Raw genomic sequence first — 19,388 nt, forward strand, 5'->3', positions numbered from 1 at the left:
CCATTTACACAACAAAAACCTGCGCCTACAGCGTAGGTTTTTTAGTTTTAAGTAAAATTATAAATATGAAAAATCTACTTACATGCATATTTGTTGGAACATGCTTAACGGCTTCTGCTCAAGCAGATTTCAATAATGTGCTTTCGGCCGGTGTCGAAGATGCGGAACGGTTTACTACAGATTATATGTCTCCGCTATCAGAAAGTGTGGTATACAGCATGTCAACAGGTTGGTACAATACCGCTGATGCAAAACCCTTAGGCGGATTTGAAATTTCGATCATAGGTAACATTACAGGTTTTAAGAATAAAGAGGATAAAAAGACCTTTATCTTAGATCCTAATGATTATCAAAATTTAGATTTTGTAGACAACCCTGGTGTTGCTAGAGAAGTTTCAACGGCATTAGGAGATATTTCTGGTACAGAAGTATTTGTTGAAGGCGAAGTGTTAGGTGTAACTGTAAGAGAAACTTTTGAATTACCGTCAGGATTATCAGGAGAAGATATCGATTTTATTCCTTCAGGATATTTACAAGGTAGTGTAGGATTAATAAAGGGAACGGAAATAAAGGCAAGATTTCTACCTAAAATAGAATATGAAGATGCGTCTATTGGATTGTTCGGTGTTGGTCTTCAGCATGATTTCACAAAACTATTACCTGCGGATAAGATTTTACCCGTGGCTATTTCTGCCGTTATTGGGTATACAAATATTAGTGGAGACTATGACTTGGCCAATGCTAATTTAGTAGATGGGGAGAATCAGCGAATAGAAGCTGAAATTAGTAGTTGGGCTTTTGGTGCTGTAGTATCCACAAAACTACCGATCATTAATTTTTATGGTGGTGTAAATTATATCACCGGTAAATCTGTTACTGATGTATTGGGAACATATAGGGTTACAAGTGGTCCTTTTGCTTCAGATACTTATGAAGATCCTTTTTCTATTGTTAAGAAAGTTAATGGTGTAACCGGTACTTTAGGTACCAAACTAAAATTAGGTTTCTTTAGATTGAATGCTGAATATAATTTAGGAGAATTTAATACGGCAACGGTAGGTGTTAACTTTGGTTTTAGATAAATAAGAATTTATAATTTAAAAAGGTCCGATAAGAATTATCTCTAATTCCGTCGGACCTTTTTTGTGCTTTAAATAAGCGTAGGTAATACTTCTTAAAAGCTGTTTAGGAACAATTATGGGTATAAAAAAGACTGCCCAGATCCCTCCGAACAGCCTTTTTCCCATGGCCCTGTTAAAATTGTTTATTCCCTTATTGCCAATGTAGCACCATCTTTCTTTTGAAGGTAAGAACCTTCATCAGTTGCTTTAATGGTGATTACATTGTTGGGTTTGCCATCAAGACCCTTATACTCTACAGTATAAATGTCGTCTTGTTTGGACCAGTTGAAATCTGTTTTTAAGACAATTGTAGTACCGTCCATTTCTTGATACCTACCTAGGTAGACATCATTAAAAATCCATTCTTTACGAATTGTTTGTTTTGAGGAATTCTCTGTTACAATCAGTTCAGATTGCGACCATAATCCTATGATTGGATCATTGTTCTCTTCTATTCGAGAACAGTTTGCAAGAAACACTATGGCACATATTGCCAACAAAGAGAGGAACTTCTTAGTCATAAGTAGGTTAATTTAATTTTTTTGGATTTGGGATCCACAGTAATAAACGTGACTAATTTTCAGATATTACTTAAAATCGATGTATGGTAACTAATTCACGATTTCTTCGTTAAAGCGCAATTTTTTTTAACAAAATGTACCATTTATCGATGTTTTTGTACTGTTTTATGGGTAATTAAATCAATACGGCAATGGCATATTTCGTCAATAAATACCTATTTTTGGAGTGAAAATTAAATAGACATAAGATAGACGTTCTGTCTTATATATAATAAATCATAAAATACAATTAAATGAAAGTTACAGTAGTTGGTGCTGGCGCGGTAGGTGCTAGTTGTGCGGAATACATCGCCATTAAAGATTTTGCATCAGAAGTGGTTATTTTGGACATTAAAGAAGGCTATGCGGAAGGTAAAGCAATGGATTTAATGCAGACAGCTTCTTTGAACGGATTCGATACTAAAATTACAGGTAGTACAAATGATTATGCTAAAACAGCAGATAGTCATATTGCTGTAATTACTTCTGGTATTCCAAGAAAACCAGGTATGACCAGAGAAGAATTGATCGGTATTAATGCAGGAATCGTAAAAACTGTATCTAGTAGTTTGTTAGAGCATTCTCCTAATGTTATCATTATCGTTGTTAGTAACCCAATGGATACAATGACATATTTGGTGCACAAAACTACTGGTTTACCTAAAAATAGAATTATAGGTATGGGCGGTGCTTTAGATAGTGCACGTTTCAAGTACCGTTTGGCTGAGGCTATGGAAGCTCCTATTTCTGATATTGACGGAATGGTAATAGGTGGTCATAGTGATAAAGGTATGGTGCCTTTAACTTCTCATGCAACTAGAAACAGTATTCGTGTATCTGAATTTTTATCTGATGAAAGGTTAGAGCAAGTTGCTGCTGATACTAAGGTTGGTGGTGCTACTTTAACAGGATTGTTAGGTACTAGTGCTTGGTATGCTCCAGGTGCTGCAGTTTCTGCTTTGGTTCAAGCTATTGCATGTGATCAAAAGAAAATGTTCCCTTGTTCTACAATGCTAGAAGGTGAATATGGCCTAAATGATATCTGTATAGGTGTACCTGTAATACTAGGGAAAAATGGAATTGAAAAGATTGTTGACATTCCATTAAGTGATGCTGAAAAAGCAAAAATGCAGGAAAGTGCTGCTGGTGTAACCAAAACTAACGGTCTTTTAGAGTTGTAGTCTATCTACTCTTAAGCATAAAACAAAGCCTTTATAGTCTAACTATAAGGGCTTTGTTTGTATTATGAGGTAAGCTTTGGAAGTATATAATGTAAAAAATATACTACCTAGAATAATCTTTCTTTTTATATTTGCCGCATGAATGCAAAATGGTGCGTAAGTACTCTATTTATTATTCTAGCTCTATTAGGGCTAAGTCAAGAGCAAACTAAAGCTTCTAATCAGCAAATTGTATTACAATTTGCAAATGTAGAATTAGCTTCAGAAACTGCTCATGATGAGATTTTAACAGTAATTACCAAGAAATTAGAAGTTCTAGGTGTTGAAGGTGTTGAAATTATAGAAAATGACGGTGCTCAATTAAGTATACGTTATTATAGTGATGTTGATGCCCTTAGTGTTAAGGAGTTTTTGTCCGGAGAGGATCAACTACCATTAACCAATGAAGAAGAATCCCCTTCTGATTATCCAAAAGAACAACTTCCAGAGACTTATAACTTAGTAGTATCCGATCTTCAACAGCAAGCTGATAATGGGGTTACTTTGAATGCTACACTTGTTACAGTCCAGAAACAAGATTTTAAAATAGTATTCAATCTGGTAATATTACCGTTTAGTAATGCTGTAGAATTAGAGCAAGACGCAATTGTTGGTACGGCTCTTAAGATTAATAGAACTGTTGCCATAGCAATAGATAACACTTCACAAATAATCCCAGAAGTAAGGGCAGGACCTTACATATGTGGAAATAGCTAATTTCCGATAACATATAGTACTACTAAGTAGCGTAATAACTATTGCGTAAAAGTTATTTGCCTTGGTTTTTAACATACACATAATCTTAATCAACATAAATTAAATAAACTATTAAAATGCAAAACAAAGGACTTATAAAGCTGTTTGCTTTATTATTTGGGTTAGTTAGTATTTACCAGCTATCCTATACTTTCGTAACAAGTAAAGTAGAAAAAGAAGCGAGCACTTTCGCTGCCAGTCGTATTTCTGAATCTGAAGACGGCTACGTGGCAAAAAGAGAAGCTGCAGCTGCTAGCTATCTTGATTCTATTGGTAATAACCCTGTTTTTGGTTATACCAACTATAATGAAGCTAAAAAGAAAGAACTTAATAAAGGTCTTGACCTTAAAGGAGGTATTAACGTTACATTACAAATTTCTATTAAAGATATCCTTAAAGGATTGGCTAATAATACAAAGAGCCCAATATTCAATAAAGCATTAGCTGACGCAGATGCTGCTTCTAGTAATAGTGATGATACCTATATCGATTTGTTTTTTGAAGCTTTCGATAATATTAAAGGTGATACTAAATTGGCTTCACCAGATATCTTCGCTAACAAAGGTCTTAGCGACGAAATCAATTTTCAAATGTCTGATGATGAGGTTAAGCCTATCATCCGTAGAAAAATAGATGAATCTATCGTTTCTGCTTTTGAGGTATTAAGAGAACGTATTGATGGTTTTGGTGTTACACAGCCAAACATTCAAAGAGAAGGTAACTCTGGTCGTATTTTGGTTGAATTGCCAGGTGCTAGAGATATCGCTCGTGCACAAGATCTTTTATCAAGTACTGCTCAATTAGAATTCTGGGAAACGTATAAGCAAAGTAATACAAGCTTTAGCACATTCCTTATTCAAGCGAACGAGAAATTAAAAACAATTGTTGAGGTTAAACAACCAGAACAAATCAAAGAAGAATCTGAATTAGATTCTTTATTATCTGACGTTTCTGCTGATTCTTTAGATTTAGCGACACAGGTAAATCCTTTATACGAGTTGTTGATCCCTGCTAATCCAGGGTCAAACGCAATGTTCCGTGCTTCAATTAAAGATACGGCAACTATTGGTTCCTACTTAAGAATGCCAGAAATCAGAAGGTTGTTACCTGCTGATATTCAGTTTACAAAATTTGTATGGGAAAGACCATCTACAGAAGAAACTGAAGTTATAGATTTATACGCACTGAAATCTAACCGTGATGGTACACCAAGAATTAGTGGTGATGTGGTAAGTGATGCAAGAGCAGATTTCGATCAGTTCAGTAAGCCTGCTGTTTCTATGACCATGAATACAAAAGGTGCTAAGGAATGGGAGAAATTAACTGGTGATGCTTATACGAACCAGACTGGTATTGCTATTGTTTTGGATAACAAAGTATATACTGCTCCTGGTGTTTCTTCTGGACCTATATCTGGTGGTCGTTCAGAAATTACGGGTGATTTTACGGTAAACGAAACTAAAGATATCTCTAACGTTCTTAGAGCTGGTAAACTTCCTGCTTCTGCTGAAATCATTCAATCGGAAATTGTTGGTCCTTCATTGGGTCAAGAAGCTATTGATAGTGGTTTTATGTCTTTCTTAATCGCTTTTGTTATCGTTCTTTTATGGATGATCGGTTATTACGGTAAGGCTGGTGTATTTGCAGATATCGCTTTAATGTTGAACATTTTATTGATATTCGGTGTTTTAACTAGTTTAAATGCCGTGTTAACATTACCTGGTATTGCCGGTATCGTTTTAACGCTTGGTATGTCGGTCGATGCGAACGTACTGATTTTTGAACGTATCAAGGAAGAATTAGCGAAAGGTAAAGGTAAGAGCCAAGCTGTAGCTGATGGTTTTGGTAATGCATTGTCTTCAATTTTAGATGCGAACATTACAACTGGTTTAACTGCGGTTATCTTATTTATTTTTGGTTCTGGTCCAATTAAAGGTTTCGCAACTACTTTACTTATTGGTATTGTAACTTCTTTATTTACTGCAATATTTATTACTCGTTTATTAATTGACTGGTATATTGGAGGAAAAGGAAGAAGCTTAGATTTCTCTACAGGAATCACTAAAAACCTTTTCAAAGGAATAAATGTAGATTTCTTAGCGAAGAGAAAAATTGCTTATGTAATATCTGGAATTTTAATAGCAGTTGGTTTATTCTCATTGTTAGCAGGACCTGGATTACAACAGGGTGTAGATTTTGTCGGTGGTCGTTCTTACACGGTTCGTTTTGAGCAACCTGTTAATCCTTCTGAAATATCTTCGGAATTAAATACTGTATTTGGTAGCGGAACTAATGTAAAGACTTATGGTGAATCTAATCAAATAAGGATTACAACGCCTTATAAGGTAGATGTTGAAGGTATCGAAGTAGATAATGAAATTCAAGATAAATTATACACCTCGCTTCAAAAGTATCTGCCAGATGGTATAACTAAAGATGCTTTTGTACTTGGAGGTATAGATGATGAGACTTTTGGGATTATGAAATCTTCAAAGGTAGGTCCTACTATTGCTGATGATATTAAAAACAATGCTTTCTTGGCAATTCTAGGGTCATTGGCAGTAGTCTTTTTATATATCTTATTAAGATTTAGAAGATGGCAATTCTCATTAGGTGCTGTAACTGCAGTATTCCATGATGTATTGATCGTACTTGGTGTATTCTCAATATTCGGAAAATTAATGCCATTTAACATGGAAATCGATCAAGCGTTTATTGCGGCGATACTAACCGTAATTGGTTATTCGCTGAATGATACCGTGGTAGTATTTGACCGTATTCGTGAAACTTTGGCTGAACGTGGCTGGAAAGGTGGTTCTAACATTAACTATGCTATCAATAGTACGTTAAGTAGAACATTGAATACATCATTAACAACATTAGTGGTATTATTGGCAATCTTCATTTTCGGTGGTGAATCGTTAAGAGGATTCATGTTCGCAATGATTGTTGGTGTTGTTGTGGGTACATATTCATCTGTATTTATTGCAACTCCTGTAATGTTCGATGCATTAAGCAAGAAAGTTACTTCTGGAACAGTAGAAAAAGTAATAGAAGAATAGATAGTACAACTAACTCAAATAGAAAAAGCCGTTCAGAAATGAACGGCTTTTTTGTTTTATAAAGTTTCGTGCTATTTTATAATGCCAGAAGAACCATTTACATTGGGTATAAGTTCTAAAGTCTGTTTCGGCTTTAGACCTTTTTCTTTTCTGTGCGAAACGAAAATAATTGCGGTATCTGTTTCATTGGCAAATTTATTGGCCAAAGCAACCAATAGCCCTGCGGACTCGTCATCCATATCTGCCGTGGGTTCATCTAAGATTAAAATTGGTGGTCTTTTAACCATGGCACGCGCCGTCATTACCAATCGTTGTTGACCAATAGATAAAGTATTGAAATATTTATTTTTTAACTCTTTTAAATTTAAAAGAGTTAGCCATTGTTTAATAATTCTTTTCTGCAACTCAGTTGGCAGGGTATAAAGCCCTACGGAGTCCGTTAAGCCAGAAATGAGCATATGTTCTATAGTGTGCCTGCCTTTAAATTTTAATGTCATTGCAGGTGCGTAATAGCCTATTTTCTTTTTAATGTCCCAAACACTTTCTCCGCTCCCTTTTTTATTTCCGAACAAATAAATTTCTTGACCGTAAGCTTTTGGGTTGTCTCCAAATATCATAGATAGCATAGTAGATTTTCCACTACCGTTCGCTCCTGAAAGTTGCCAAAAATCACCCTTTTTTACTGTCCAATTAATATTATTCAATATTTGCTTTTCGCCATATGAGATATTTACATTTTCAAAATCGATTAATGTATCATCGAGGTTGGTAAAAGATGTTATGGATGCGGGTATTTTTATAGAGTTGAACGCTTCTGTAATTTCACTTTCATTAATTACTGAATCTTCAATTACTGAAAACTTATCTTTTTTAATACTGCTAAAGTTATTGATAAAAGAAAGGGTGTCTTCTTTTCTGCTGGCTAGTTGAATAAATGTAATGTCTTTTGAATGTTTTTGTAGTATTGATTTTAGCTCTGTTTGAAAAGCAATATCCAGATTGTCAAAAGGATTGTCTAGAATTATATAATCTGGTTTTTCCTGTAATAAATAATGAAGAAGCGCTCTTTTTTGCTCCCCACTAGACATAGTTTCTAATTTTTGGTGCTTAGAGCTGATGATTTTCTTGTCATGCCTATCTTCCTCGTCTATTAGTTTATCTAAGGTAAATGCAGAAAATATTCGTCCGTTTTTAATTTTGAACTCTTCTAGGGCTAAAGGTGTTCTACCATGTTGAAAATTATTAATGAAGCCTTTCTTGTCAGAGTTGTTGTCTAAATATATTACCCAATGATTCATTTATACGTTTATTCTAAAAATATGAACTTCGTTGTTGTGGTAGGTTGTTGTAAAATCTAAAAACATACCATTCTTTAAAGCTGTTTTTTGTGAGGGAATGTTATCAACTTGTATAATTGAAATTAAACTTTTGGTCCATCCTTTTTGAAACGCTATTTGTTTACACTTTTCAGCAGCTTCAAATGCAAAGCCTTGTCGCCAATATTTTGGAAGAATGGAATAGCCTATTTCAAATTCCTTTTTGCCATCTACTTCTTGTATAAGTATTCCACAAAGACCTACAAGCGTATTGGTGTCTTTTAGGTATAAAGCGTTCATTCCACCTAAGTTGTCATTATAGCGCTCAAATATTCTGTCAAATTGTTGTTGGCATGCCACTATAGGATTGGTTGGTAATCCAGACCAATATTGGGTACTTAAAGGTTCTTCATGGAAAGGAAGCCAGTTTTCAAAATCTGAGGGCTGTACTTTTTTAAAAAGCAAGCGTTCAGATTCTTCGTTAAATAGAACGTATACTGGCATTGTGATATTATAAAATATTAAAGGACAAGTACTCTATTTTCTGCTGAAGCTAATACTGTCACCAATAGATAATCCTAGTTCTTGTGCCAATCCTCCGTTGATTTCAAGAACATATTTGATAGGAACTTGTGATGATAGACCAGTCTCGTTAAGAGGTTGTGCATTTTCTTGAAAACTGGCAATTTTTAAATCCTCTTTTATGTAAATAATTTCTAAAGGAAACTCTGTATTCTTCATGTAGAAAGAATGCATTCTTTGATCAGGAAAAATAAATAACATGCCCTGATTATCTTCCATGCTCTTACGGTACATAAGTCCGGTTTGGGTTTCATAATCCGTTTCTGCAAACTCAATATTGAATTTAGTTTTTACGGTATCACTCGCATTTAAAAAGATAGTTACATCTCCCTCATGAGTGAAATCTATACTTTGTGTGGTAATGGTTTTTTTAGACTCTTCTTTACAGGAGAAAAGTAGCAATGCTGCAGCCATTAAAATAACCAAACTTTTATATATCGTCTTCAATATTACGCAGTTTTAGTTTTTTTGAACATGAAGTATAATCCTATTAGTATAAAAGGAATACTCAACCATTGACCAGTAGACAGTAGTCCTAAAGATTCCTCAAAACCACCTTGGCTTTTCTTTACGAATTCAGCGAAGAAACGAACCGTCCACAGTAACACAAAGAACAACCCGAATAAATAACCTGGCTTATTCTTTTTATCGGTTTTCCAGTATAAGAAATACAAGAGAATGAATATAAACAAATACCCTATACCTTCATACAATTGTGCTGGATGGCGGTATGGTATCTCAGCTAAATATTGTGAAAATTGTGGGTTGTTTTCTATGGCTGCATAAGCGGCATTCAATGTTTTTTCTTGTGTAATGCCCAAAGCTTTCGATGGATGTAGGTCGTCTGAATCGCGAATGAATTTGGTAGCGAATATGAAGTTTTCATCTACTATTTTTCCGTTAATTTCAGAATTAAAAAAATTACCTAAACGAACGCAGAAACAACCAATTGCCACAGGTATAGCCATTCTGTCAAATATCCAAAGCATTTTAAATTCTGGATATTTTCTAGTGTATAAGTATATGCCAATAATAATACCTATGGTTGCACCGTGGCTTGCTAAACCTGCAAAACCTGTGAATTCATAGCCATCAATTAAGCCAAATAATAAACTGCCTGAATCACTTTCGCGAACCGGAATTAAAATTTCTATAAGGTGATTTGAATAATATGCCCAGTCATAAAAGAATACATGTCCTAATCTTGCGCCTAACATAGTGCTTAGAACAGTGTAGATAAATAGCGAATCTAATTGCTCTACAGATTTTTTCTCATTAAGGAATATCTTTTTCATGATAAACCAACCTAAAGCAAAGGCGGTGATCCAAAGAAGATTATAGTACTTAATTTGTATGAATCCGATGTTGAAAAGTGTCTCGTTCGGATTCCAAGTAATTCCTAAGAAATGCATGTGTTGAATTTTGAAAGGCTAAGATAATAAAATAGAAATCTACCTAGCCTTTAGAATGTGGAAATCGGTTTTGCTTTTGGTTAAAAAAAGTATATAGAAAAGAGATAATAGAACATAGAAGAGGTACTAATAAAGAGAAAACTTAATTATTTGACTAAATCAAAGTTTGTGAGCAACTGATGTTTAATTTTAACTAGCCTTTTTTTCGAGCTTGAACTTGAGTTTTGTATTTGTGTTTGTGCTTGTGCTTGAATTTGTATTTGAAAATTAATTAGGGAACAGGGTCGTAACCTTTGCCGCCCCATGGGTTGCAACTAAAAATTCTTTTTGTTGCTATCCACCCTCCTTTAAACAAACCGTGTTTTTTTAGAGCTTCAAGTGTATACTGGGAGCAAGTAGGGGAGTATCTACAGGTAGCCGGCGTATATGGCGAAATGGCTACTTGATAAAAACGTACTAGAAATACGAAGGGAGCGATAAGAATTTTTTTCAACGTGATTTTCACAATAAATAATTGAGGTATACAAATTTACTATAAAACTACTAACTGCATAAAATAAGAAGTCCGGATGAGTTGCATCCGGACTTCTGAAAATGAAATGGTTTCTGTTTAGGCGCCTATTCTTATGGGTTCTAGATGTTCAGCCTCTTCTTCAGAGTATAATCTAGATTTAATTAAAAATCGAAGTCCTAACGGTATTTCCAAAGAAAAACTTGAGCCAATGCCTGGGATTACATCAACCGTAAGTTGGGTGTGTTTCCAATATTCAAACTGATCTCTAGACATATGAAAATCACAACCTTCTATGGTGCCTAGCCAAACATCGTTATCATCGAGCATTAAATCACCCTTTTCAAAACACATGGGAGATGAACCATCACAACAGCCACCACTTTGGTGAAACATGAGCTCGCCATGTTTTTCTTTAAGTTGTGCAATGATTTTAGCCGCTTTTTCGGTTACTAATACTCTTTTTGTTTTCATGATAAATCGTTTTTAAAAGAATCCCATTTTCTTCTTATCATAAGAGATAAGCATGTTTTTGGTTTGACGGTAATGTGCCAACATCATTTTATGGTTTTCTCTACCAATACCAGACTTTTTGTATCCGCCAAATGGAGCATGTGCAGGGTATAAGTGATAACAGTTAACCCAAACTCTACCTGCCTTTATGGCTCTAGAAATTTGATAGGCTTGGTGGGTATCACGTGTCCAAACACCTGCGCCTAGACCATAAAGAGTGTCATTTGCAATTTCTATAGCTTCTGCTTCATCTTTAAAAGTGGTAACACAAAGTACGGGTCCAAAAATCTCTTCTTGGAAAACACGCATTTTGTTATTTCCTTTTAAGATAGTCGGTTCTACATAATAACCTCCTTCTAAACCTTCATTATATGCTTGTGAACCGCCGGTAAGGACCTCACAGCCTTCTTCTTTGCCTATTTCTATATAGCTAAGAATTTTCTCGAACTGATCGTTCGATGCTTGTGCACCCATCATAGTGCTAGGGTCTAAAGGATGCCCCATTTTTATAGCTTTGGTACGTTCAATAACACGTTCTATAAATTTGTCATAAATACTTTCTTGTACCAACATTCTAGAAGGGCATGTACAAACCTCACCTTGGTTTAATGCGAACATATTGGCACCTTCTAAACATTTGTCAAAAAATTCATCATCTGCATCCATAATACTCTCAAAGAATACGTTTGGTGATTTACCGCCCAATTCTAAGGTTACAGGAGTAATATTCTTAGATGCATATTGCATAATTAATTGCCCTGTAGTTGTTTCTCCGGTAAAGGCTATTTTGTCTATTCTAGGGCTAGAAGCTAAAGGTTTACCTGCTTCTGCACCAAATCCGTTTACAATATTTAATACACCATCAGGTAAAATACCTTCAATGATTTCCATCAAAATTAAAATTGCAACCGGTGTTTGTTCCGCAGGTTTTAAAACTACACAATTACCTGCTGCCAAAGCCGGAGCTAATTTCCATGTAGCCATTAATAATGGAAAATTCCATGGTATAATTTGACCGACGACACCTAGTGGTTCCGTGACATTTAATGCCACCGTATTAGAATCTAATTCACTTACAGAACCTTCTTCAGCTCTAATGACTCCGGCAAAATATCTAAAATGGTCAACTGCCAATGGTAAATCTGCAGCCATAGTTTCACGAATGGCTTTACCATTGTCCCATGTTTCTGCCCTAGCAAGGACTTCTAAGTTTTGTTCTATTTTATCGGCAATTTTTAAAAGCATATTGCTTCTTTCGGTTGCTGAAGAAGCATTCCATGTTTTAGCAGCAACCCATGCCGCATCAATTGCTTTGTCAATATCTTCTGCTGTTGATCTCGGTATTTTTGTAAATGACTTTCCGTCTACTGGTGAGATGTTGTCAAAATATTCACCTTTAGTTGGAGCAACCCATTTACCACCAATAAAGTTTTCATATTGGTTTTTAAATTTAGGTTTTTGAAGTACATCTTTTTCTACAGTTGCTGTTGTGCTCATAATATATGATTTAAGTTAATAATAGAAGTCTTGTCGTGTTGGTAGCGCCAATACGATCTTCTAAATGTACTTCTCATATATTCAATTCATCTGACGGATACTACGAATAACGTGAACTATTCTATCAAAAAATGATTTTATGATTTTTTTAAGTATATAATTTTGTAAATTCCTTAAAATTAAATCAAAATTAGTGTGATTCAGTTATCCGATAATTTCTTTAATGGAAGGCGTTTAGAAACCTTGGTCGAAAACCAAACCTCTTATACTATGAACAATGCCGCCATGCATGTTTTTGAAACACACGAGCAAGCTGCGAGTGTTTTATTGCAATTTGAGCAACCTGTTTTGGCTAGTATGATACAGGGAAAGAAAATTATGCACCTGCGCGATTATGAATCTTTTGATTTTTTGCCTGGTGAGTCTTTGGTCTTACCAGCGAATGAAGGTATGTGTATTGATTTTCCCGAAGCAATGGCGAAAAACCCAACTAGATGTTTGGCAATGGCTATTTCTGAAGATAAAATTAATAAGGTATTGCAGTTCATGAATGAGAATATGCCCAAAAGCACCAAAGAAGTATGGGGGTTAATGGACTATAATTTTCATTTTGTAAATGACAGGGGCATATTTCAAATTATTCAGCGTCTCTTGTTTCTGTTTTCTGAAGATCATCCGTCTAAAGACATATTTGTGGATAATATGCTTCGTGAGCTTATAATTAGAATCTTGCAGACCAATGAGCGTAAAATATATAGCAACGCCACTTTATCCATTAAAAAAGAAAGTAGACTTACAGAGGTTATAAGGTACATAAGAGATAATGTACACAAGTCATTAAGTGTAGATGACCTTAGTAGGTTGGCTTGTATGAGTCCTTCACATTTTTATAGGACCTTTAAGCAAGAGTTGGGTATTTCTCCTGTAGAGTTTATAAATAACGAGCGTATTAAGCTAGCCGTAGGTTTATTACAAGATCCTAAACGTAGCATTAAAGATGTCTATCTAGACTGCGGATTTGAGAGTAGATCTTATTTTAATAGAGTTTTTAAAACTAGGCAGCATCTAGCACCTGGTGAATACCAGTCTAAAATTCACAAATCTAAATTTTTAGATTAAAGGCTATATGTAGTGCCTTCTTTACCGTCTTTTAATTGAATGCCTAGCGCTGCCAATTGATCACGAATTTGGTCAGATGTAGCAAAATCTCTATTCTCTCTTGCTGCTTTGCGTAACTCGATCAATAATTCAACAACTCCACCTAACTTTTCGGTATCGGCATCAGAACTACTTTTGTTTTCTAAACCTAAAACGTCAAAAACGAAACCATGTAATGTGTTTTCTAATTCTAGTTTGTCTTCTGCAGTAATAGATTCAGTGCCTTCTTTAATAAGATTAATATGTTTAACGGCATCAAACAATTTCGCAATTAAAATGGGCGAATTAAAATCATCGTTCATGGCAGCATAACAAGATGCTTTCCAAGCCGCAACATCAAAATCTGTAGTCTTGCCGGTGCTCAAAGATTTAAGTGAATTGATAGCTTCCATCAATTTATTGAATCCTTTTTCAGATGCCAATAAGGCATCATTGCTCATATCTAAAATGCTGGTGTAATGTGCCTGCATCATAAAGAAACGTACCATAGAAGGTGAGAAAGGCTTACTTAAAATCTCATTTTCACCAGAGAATATTTCTCCTGGTAAAATGCTATTTCCTGTAGATTTTGCCATTTTTCTACCGTTCAAGGTCAGCATATTGGCATGTAGCCAATAGTTTACCGGACTTTGACCATTGCAAGCTTCCGCTTGGGCAATTTCACATTCATGGTGTGGAAATTTTAAGTCCATTCCGCCACCGTGAATATCAAAAGTTTCACCTAGGTATTTTGTGCTCATGGCGGTACATTCTAAATGCCACCCTGGGAATCCGTCACCCCATGGAGATGGCCAACGCATTATATGTTGAGGTTCTGCTTTTTTCCATAAAGCAAAATCTTGCGGGTTGTGCTTGTCGTCTTGCGCGGCAAGATCACGGGTATTGGCAATCATGTCTTCAAGCTTACGACCACTAAGTTTACCGTACTCATGTTCTTGATTGAACTTTGCAACATCAAAATAGACTGAACCATTGGTTTCGTAAGCAAATCCTTTTTCAAGAATATCCTTAATAATTTCAATCTGTTCTATGATATGACCAGTTGCCGTTGGCTCAATACTTGGTGGTAAGAAATTGAATTTCTCTAAAATATTATGGAAATCTACAGTATAGCGCTGTACAACTTCCATAGGCTCCAATTTTTCTAATCGTGCTTTTTTTGCAATTTTATCTTCACCATCTTCCGCGTCATCTACCAAATGACCGGCATCAGTAATGTTACGCACGTATCGTACTTTATAGCCTAAATGTCTAAAGTATCTGAAAATCATATCAAAAGACATGAAGGTTCTACAGTTTCCTAAGTGTACATTACTGTACACGGTTGGTCCACAAACGTACATGCCTATATGGCCCTCGTTTATGGGTTTGAAAACTTCTTTTTTCCCGCTTAGAGAATTATATACTTTGATTTCTTGACTTTCGTACAATTGCATGAAGCTATATGCTATTAAAAATGGGTATCTAAATTAAGGTAGTTCAAAAACTCGCGACGTACTAATTCTTCTTTGAATTTACCACCATATTCTGCGGTTACGGTACTACTGTCAATATCGCGAATTCCTCTAGAATTTACACAAAGATGTTTTGCGTCTATAACACAGGCAACATCTTCTGTTCCTAAAGCTTTTTGTAATTCTCTTACAATTTGAATGTTTAAACGCTCTTGAACTTGAGGGCGTTTTGCATAATAATCGACAATACGGTTCATTTTAGAGAGACCTACAACAGTGCCGTTAGAAATATAGGCAACATGTGCACGACCAACAATAGGTAGAAAATGATGCTCGCAAGTTGAATAAAGGGTAATATTCTTTTCAACCAACATCTCCCCGTACTTATACTTATTATCAAAAGTAGAAGCTTTAGGTTTTTTGGTAGGGTTTAAGCCACCAAATATTTCGTTTACATACATTTTTGCAACTCTGTTAGGGGTTCCTTTTAAGCTATCATCGGTTAAATCTAAACCTAATGTATGCATGATATCGCGAACATTGTCGCGAATACGTTCAATCTTTTCGGCATCATCTAGATCAAAGGCGTCTGAACGTAATGGAGTATCTTCTGATGTAGAAATATGATCGTTTCCTAATTCATCAAATTGATTTTCCAGTGTATCCTCAATTTTCATTTTATCAATCTTTTAGAAGCTGCAAAGATATACAATATGTGCCACTTTATAACTAATTGCGGGCATTACACAACATTAATTAGTCATAACGTTAAGGTCTAGTTAATTTTATTTTCCAAATCAGAAGTCCCCTATGATCAAGTACGGTATATCTATTTTATTAATTTGCTTTTTTGGCATGTTCACTTGTTTTGCGCAAGTAGCGGCTGACTGCGCAAATGCTGTGCCTATTTGCTATAATACACCCGTAAACGGGGGTACCGATGGGTACGGGATCGATGATTTTAACGGAGCTTCTATTTCTGGTTGTATTACGCAAGGTAGTGGCACTATTGAATCTAATTCTGCTTGGTACAAATTTAAAATTGGTGAAATAGGTCAACTTGGTTTTAACATAGGTTTTGATTCTAATGAGGATTGGGATTTTGCCTTGTATAAAACAAATGATTGCTCTTCCTTAGGTGAGCCGGTTAAATGTAATTATTTCGATAATTCTGATGATAGTAGTTATATAGGGGTAGGAGAGGACCCTACAGGTATAGATAATATACAATATGATGATTGGTTAGCTGTTGAGCCAGGAGAAGAATATCTCTTGATGATCAATAATTTTAGTAACAATAACTCAGGATTCTCTATTCAGTTTTCAGGTAGCATATTTGTTGAGTTTCCATATAGTGCTTTAGATTGTGATATTATAGATAATTTATTAGGTCCCCCGGTTATTGCATGTGATGACCAAACTGTGGTTTTGGACGCTACTACTGCAGATGCTATGACTTATCAATGGGAATTAGATGCTGGGGCAGGTTACCAACAGATACCTGGTGAAAGTGACCCAGAACTCTCTATTGCAGTTTCTGGTATGTATCGTGTTATTATAGTACGTAACTCAGGTAATCCTTTAACAAGCGAAACCCAAGTAGCTTATGCACATTCGCCAGAAACCTTTTCTTTAGAAGATGAAACGGCATGTTTAGATGGTACGGCAATTGATTTTAATGTGAAAGATGCTGAGGCTTTAGGTGCTCAGAGTCCGTTGGATTTTAGGGTATCCTATCATGAAAGTTTTGAAGATGCTTTTGATGGTGCCAACGCGCTTTCAAAAGAATTTATACCAACACAGGTTTTGCAAACCATATATGTTAGAACAACATCTATAGAAAATTCTATGTGTTTTGATGCTTCCGAAACTTTTGATGTTAACGGAATTGAATTACCCGTTTTAGATTTTGAAACTGAGGTATTTATATGTGGAGACGAACCAATTGTAACTATTGGGCAACGCATACCAGATAACGATTTTACGTATGAATGGAGTTCGGGTCAAACATCTTCATTAATTACCGTTGCTGAGCCTGGTGTTTATACATTATCTGTAACGAACAGAGAGGGGTTGATACAGTGTATTACCGTACGTTCTGTTACGGTTGTTTTTTCTAGTCCGCCTGTAATTTCAGATGTTACTATAGCGTATGAAGATGATGCTTCTAATGTGGTCAATGTTTTCTTAGAGGAAAATGGCGATTTTGAGTTTCAAGTAGATAATGAAATACCTCAAAATAGCGGAGTGTTTAATAATTTATTTCCTGGTGAGCATACCATTACGGTGCGCGATGTTAACGGTTGTGGTGCTGATTCTAGAGATATTGTAGTTGTAGGTTTTCCTAAATTCTTTACACCCAATGGTGATAATGTAAATGATACCTGGAAAGTAGACGGATTATCGGCTTTAGATAATCCTGTGATAACTATTTATGATAGATATGGTAAGTTGCTGCATCAAATTGTAGAAAATTCATCGGGCTGGAACGGTTCTTTTAATGGAACTTTATTGCCAGAGTCTGACTATTGGTTCAAGCTTACCTATACCAATACCCTTGGAGAAAATACGAGTGCTTCTTTCATCAATAATCATTTTACTTTAAAGCGTTAGCCCTGATTTTTAGGCTTGAAGAGTGTATTTTATCGATTAAATACCAGAATCTTCGATTAAAGATACTAAAGCTTGTCATGTGTAGTTATAATATACATCACGTATACTAACTTAGTTACACTTTTATGAGAACACTTCTTTGTTCTATATGTTATTTATTTCTTTTCTATTGGAATGTAACTGCACAAAATTCTGCCGATTGTAGAACGGCTATTCCTGTATGTGCCGATCAGCCTATTATGGGGCTTGCCGGAGGAACCGGAGATGTTGATGACTTTGATCCAGATGTTATTTTGCAAACAGGGTGTCTTGAAAAAGGTAGTCTTTCTTCTGCAAATATTGAATTCAATACTTCATGGTTTGTTTTTAGGGCCGGTACAGGTGGTCAGGTCGGTTTTGATATTGAAGCCCTGCCGTCATCTGGTTCTACGCCAACAGGAGAATGGGATTTTGCCGTTTACGGACCAGATGTTGATTGTGCCGATATTAGTAATGGTACGGCGCAACCAATTCGTTGTAATTATGAAGTGAATGATACTAATTTTACCGGACTAGGAGTAAACCCGGAAAGTGGAGAAGAGGGGCGTGCATCTTTAACGGGTAGTCAAAATACATATGACGAGTACTTAGATGTTGTACCAGGAGAGATTTATTACATATTGATAAATAATTTTGCAGATAATTTTACAGGTGATCCAGAACCATTTATGTTGACCTTTACAGGTAGTTCAGTGAATGATGATCAAGATACTGCATTAGATTGTACGTTAAGAGACGAGTTTTTAGGCTTGGATATTATTGCTTGTGAGGGCGATGACCCAATAACTATAAGTGCTTTGAATTCACCTGCTGGGGCAGATATTGCTAGTGTAGAGTGGACAGTAGATTACGAAGATGATGGTGTGGTAGATGATACGCTTACCGGTACTGGTGATTTTGGTGCAGAGTTGGTAGTTTCTAGTCCAAATACAGGACGTTATTTTGCTTCTATAACAACTATTACGGGTACACCGCCAATAGTGGCTGATGAAAGCGGCGTTTTAATTACATTTTTTGGTACTCCTGTTTTAGACCGGGTAGAAACATTGGATAGTAACCTTTCAATAGACCCAGATCAAAACAATATTGAATTTTTTGTTGATGGAGATGGGGATTATGAATATGCTATTAACGACGGAGTATTTCAAGATAATCCTATTTTTATGAATGTACCTCCAGGTGTGAATACGGTAATTATCAATGATAAGAACGGATGTGGAATTACCGATCCAATCGAATTTTTAGTAGTTGGGTATCCTAAATTTTTCACTCCCAATGGCGATAATGCTAATGATACATGGAACATTTTAGGTATAGAGACTTTAAGCAACCCTGTAGTATTTATATTTGATAGATATGGTAAGTTGTTAAAACAATTAGGACCTACCGATGCGTGGGACGGTAATTTTAATGGACAACAAATGCCATCTACAGATTATTGGTTCAGGTTTGAATATGGAGAAATGGAAGATGACCTGTTAGTAGCGAAAACTAGAAAGACACATTTTTCATTAAAGAGATAAACAAAAAAAAGGGGAGCTTTAAGCTCCCCTTTTTATTATGTATATATTTTA

17 protein-coding genes are annotated in these 19,388 nt (G+C 35.5%); 7 read left to right on the forward strand and 10 right to left on the reverse strand.

Annotation, left to right across the window (positions count from 1 at the left end):
- Positions 1–65 precede the first annotated feature (65 nt).
- On the forward strand, positions 66–1,082 hold the full coding sequence (locus PXD56_RS04815; RefSeq protein WP_276492186.1) for a DUF6588 family protein: 1,017 nt from the start codon (positions 66–68) through the stop codon (positions 1,080–1,082).
- Positions 1,083–1,264: 182 nt separating this feature from the next.
- Here PXD56_RS04815 and PXD56_RS04820 read toward each other — a convergent pair whose 3' ends face one another.
- The gene (locus PXD56_RS04820) at positions 1,265–1,642 is read right to left on the reverse strand and encodes a hypothetical protein (protein ID WP_276492187.1); all 378 of its coding nucleotides are present in this window, start codon (positions 1,640–1,642) and stop codon (positions 1,265–1,267) included.
- 293 nt (positions 1,643–1,935) lie between these two features.
- Here PXD56_RS04820 and PXD56_RS04825 point away from each other — a divergent pair, with 293 nt between their 5' ends.
- From PXD56_RS04825 to secDF, 3 genes are all read left to right on the forward strand, one after another.
- Positions 1,936–2,862, forward strand: coding sequence for a malate dehydrogenase (locus PXD56_RS04825; RefSeq protein WP_276492188.1), 927 nt, complete (start codon positions 1,936–1,938; stop codon positions 2,860–2,862).
- Positions 2,863–3,000: 138 nt separating this feature from the next.
- Positions 3,001–3,618: a hypothetical protein gene (locus PXD56_RS04830; protein WP_276492189.1), complete on the forward strand. Its 618-nt coding sequence runs from the start codon at positions 3,001–3,003 to the stop codon at positions 3,616–3,618.
- Between the two features lie 116 nt (positions 3,619–3,734).
- Positions 3,735–6,719, forward strand: coding sequence for a protein translocase subunit SecDF (gene secDF, locus PXD56_RS04835; RefSeq protein WP_276492190.1), 2,985 nt, complete (start codon positions 3,735–3,737; stop codon positions 6,717–6,719).
- Positions 6,720–6,790: 71 nt separating this feature from the next.
- On the opposite strand, the gene PXD56_RS04840 is transcribed toward secDF, so the two are convergent.
- The 7 genes from PXD56_RS04840 to exaC form a co-directional block, all read right to left on the reverse strand.
- The gene (locus tag PXD56_RS04840) at positions 6,791–8,017 is read right to left on the reverse strand and encodes an ATP-binding cassette domain-containing protein (RefSeq protein ID WP_276492191.1); all 1,227 of its coding nucleotides are present in this window, start codon (positions 8,015–8,017) and stop codon (positions 6,791–6,793) included.
- Positions 8,018–8,539: a GNAT family N-acetyltransferase gene (locus tag PXD56_RS04845; RefSeq protein WP_276492192.1), complete on the reverse strand. Its 522-nt coding sequence runs from the start codon at positions 8,537–8,539 to the stop codon at positions 8,018–8,020. It lies immediately after the preceding gene.
- Positions 8,540–8,572: 33 nt separating this feature from the next.
- Positions 8,573–9,064: a DUF192 domain-containing protein gene (locus PXD56_RS04850; protein ID WP_276492193.1), complete on the reverse strand. Its 492-nt coding sequence runs from the start codon at positions 9,062–9,064 to the stop codon at positions 8,573–8,575.
- Between the two features lie 2 nt (positions 9,065–9,066).
- Complete coding sequence (lgt, locus tag PXD56_RS04855; RefSeq protein WP_276492194.1) at positions 9,067–10,029, reverse strand: prolipoprotein diacylglyceryl transferase; 963 nt, start codon at positions 10,027–10,029, stop codon at positions 9,067–9,069.
- Positions 10,030–10,300: 271 nt separating this feature from the next.
- Positions 10,301–10,522 carry a membrane protein insertion efficiency factor YidD gene (gene yidD / locus PXD56_RS04860; RefSeq protein ID WP_276492195.1) on the reverse strand — a complete coding sequence of 74 codons (222 nt, stop codon included), beginning with the start codon at positions 10,520–10,522 and terminating at the stop codon, positions 10,301–10,303.
- Positions 10,523–10,639: 117 nt separating this feature from the next.
- Positions 10,640–11,014, reverse strand: a complete 375-nt coding sequence (locus PXD56_RS04865) for a DUF779 domain-containing protein (RefSeq protein ID WP_276492196.1) — start codon at positions 11,012–11,014, stop codon at positions 10,640–10,642.
- Positions 11,015–11,026: 12 nt separating this feature from the next.
- Positions 11,027–12,550, reverse strand: a complete 1,524-nt coding sequence (exaC, locus tag PXD56_RS04870) for an acetaldehyde dehydrogenase ExaC (protein ID WP_276492197.1) — start codon at positions 12,548–12,550, stop codon at positions 11,027–11,029.
- A gap of 195 nt (positions 12,551–12,745) precedes the next feature.
- On the opposite strand from exaC, the gene PXD56_RS04875 reads away from it, so the two are divergent.
- A complete protein-coding gene (locus tag PXD56_RS04875; protein ID WP_276492198.1) occupies positions 12,746–13,669 on the forward strand; it encodes an AraC family transcriptional regulator in 924 nt (307 codons plus the stop codon).
- Here the strand turns inward: PXD56_RS04875 and cysS are convergent.
- Entirely contained in the window at positions 13,666–15,144 is a 1,479-nt protein-coding gene (gene cysS, locus PXD56_RS04880) for a cysteine--tRNA ligase (protein WP_276492199.1), read from the reverse strand. The genes PXD56_RS04875 and cysS overlap by 4 nt on opposite strands.
- Before the next feature lie 14 nt (positions 15,145–15,158).
- Positions 15,159–15,839, reverse strand: a complete 681-nt coding sequence (gene folE / locus PXD56_RS04885) for a GTP cyclohydrolase I FolE (RefSeq protein ID WP_276492200.1) — start codon at positions 15,837–15,839, stop codon at positions 15,159–15,161.
- Between the two features lie 133 nt (positions 15,840–15,972).
- Between folE and PXD56_RS04890 the strand changes: the two genes are divergently transcribed.
- Together PXD56_RS04890 and PXD56_RS04895 are read left to right on the forward strand one after the other, a co-directional pair.
- Entirely contained in the window at positions 15,973–17,775 is a 1,803-nt protein-coding gene (locus tag PXD56_RS04890; protein ID WP_276492201.1) for a T9SS type B sorting domain-containing protein, read from the forward strand.
- Positions 17,776–17,900: 125 nt separating this feature from the next.
- Complete coding sequence (locus PXD56_RS04895) at positions 17,901–19,337, forward strand: T9SS type B sorting domain-containing protein (protein ID WP_276492202.1); 1,437 nt, start codon at positions 17,901–17,903, stop codon at positions 19,335–19,337.
- Positions 19,338–19,388: the final 51 nt, after the last annotated feature.

The sequence above is a fragment of the Maribacter zhoushanensis genome (assembly GCF_029350975.1).
Lineage (GTDB): Bacteria > Bacteroidota > Bacteroidia > Flavobacteriales > Flavobacteriaceae > Maribacter > Maribacter zhoushanensis.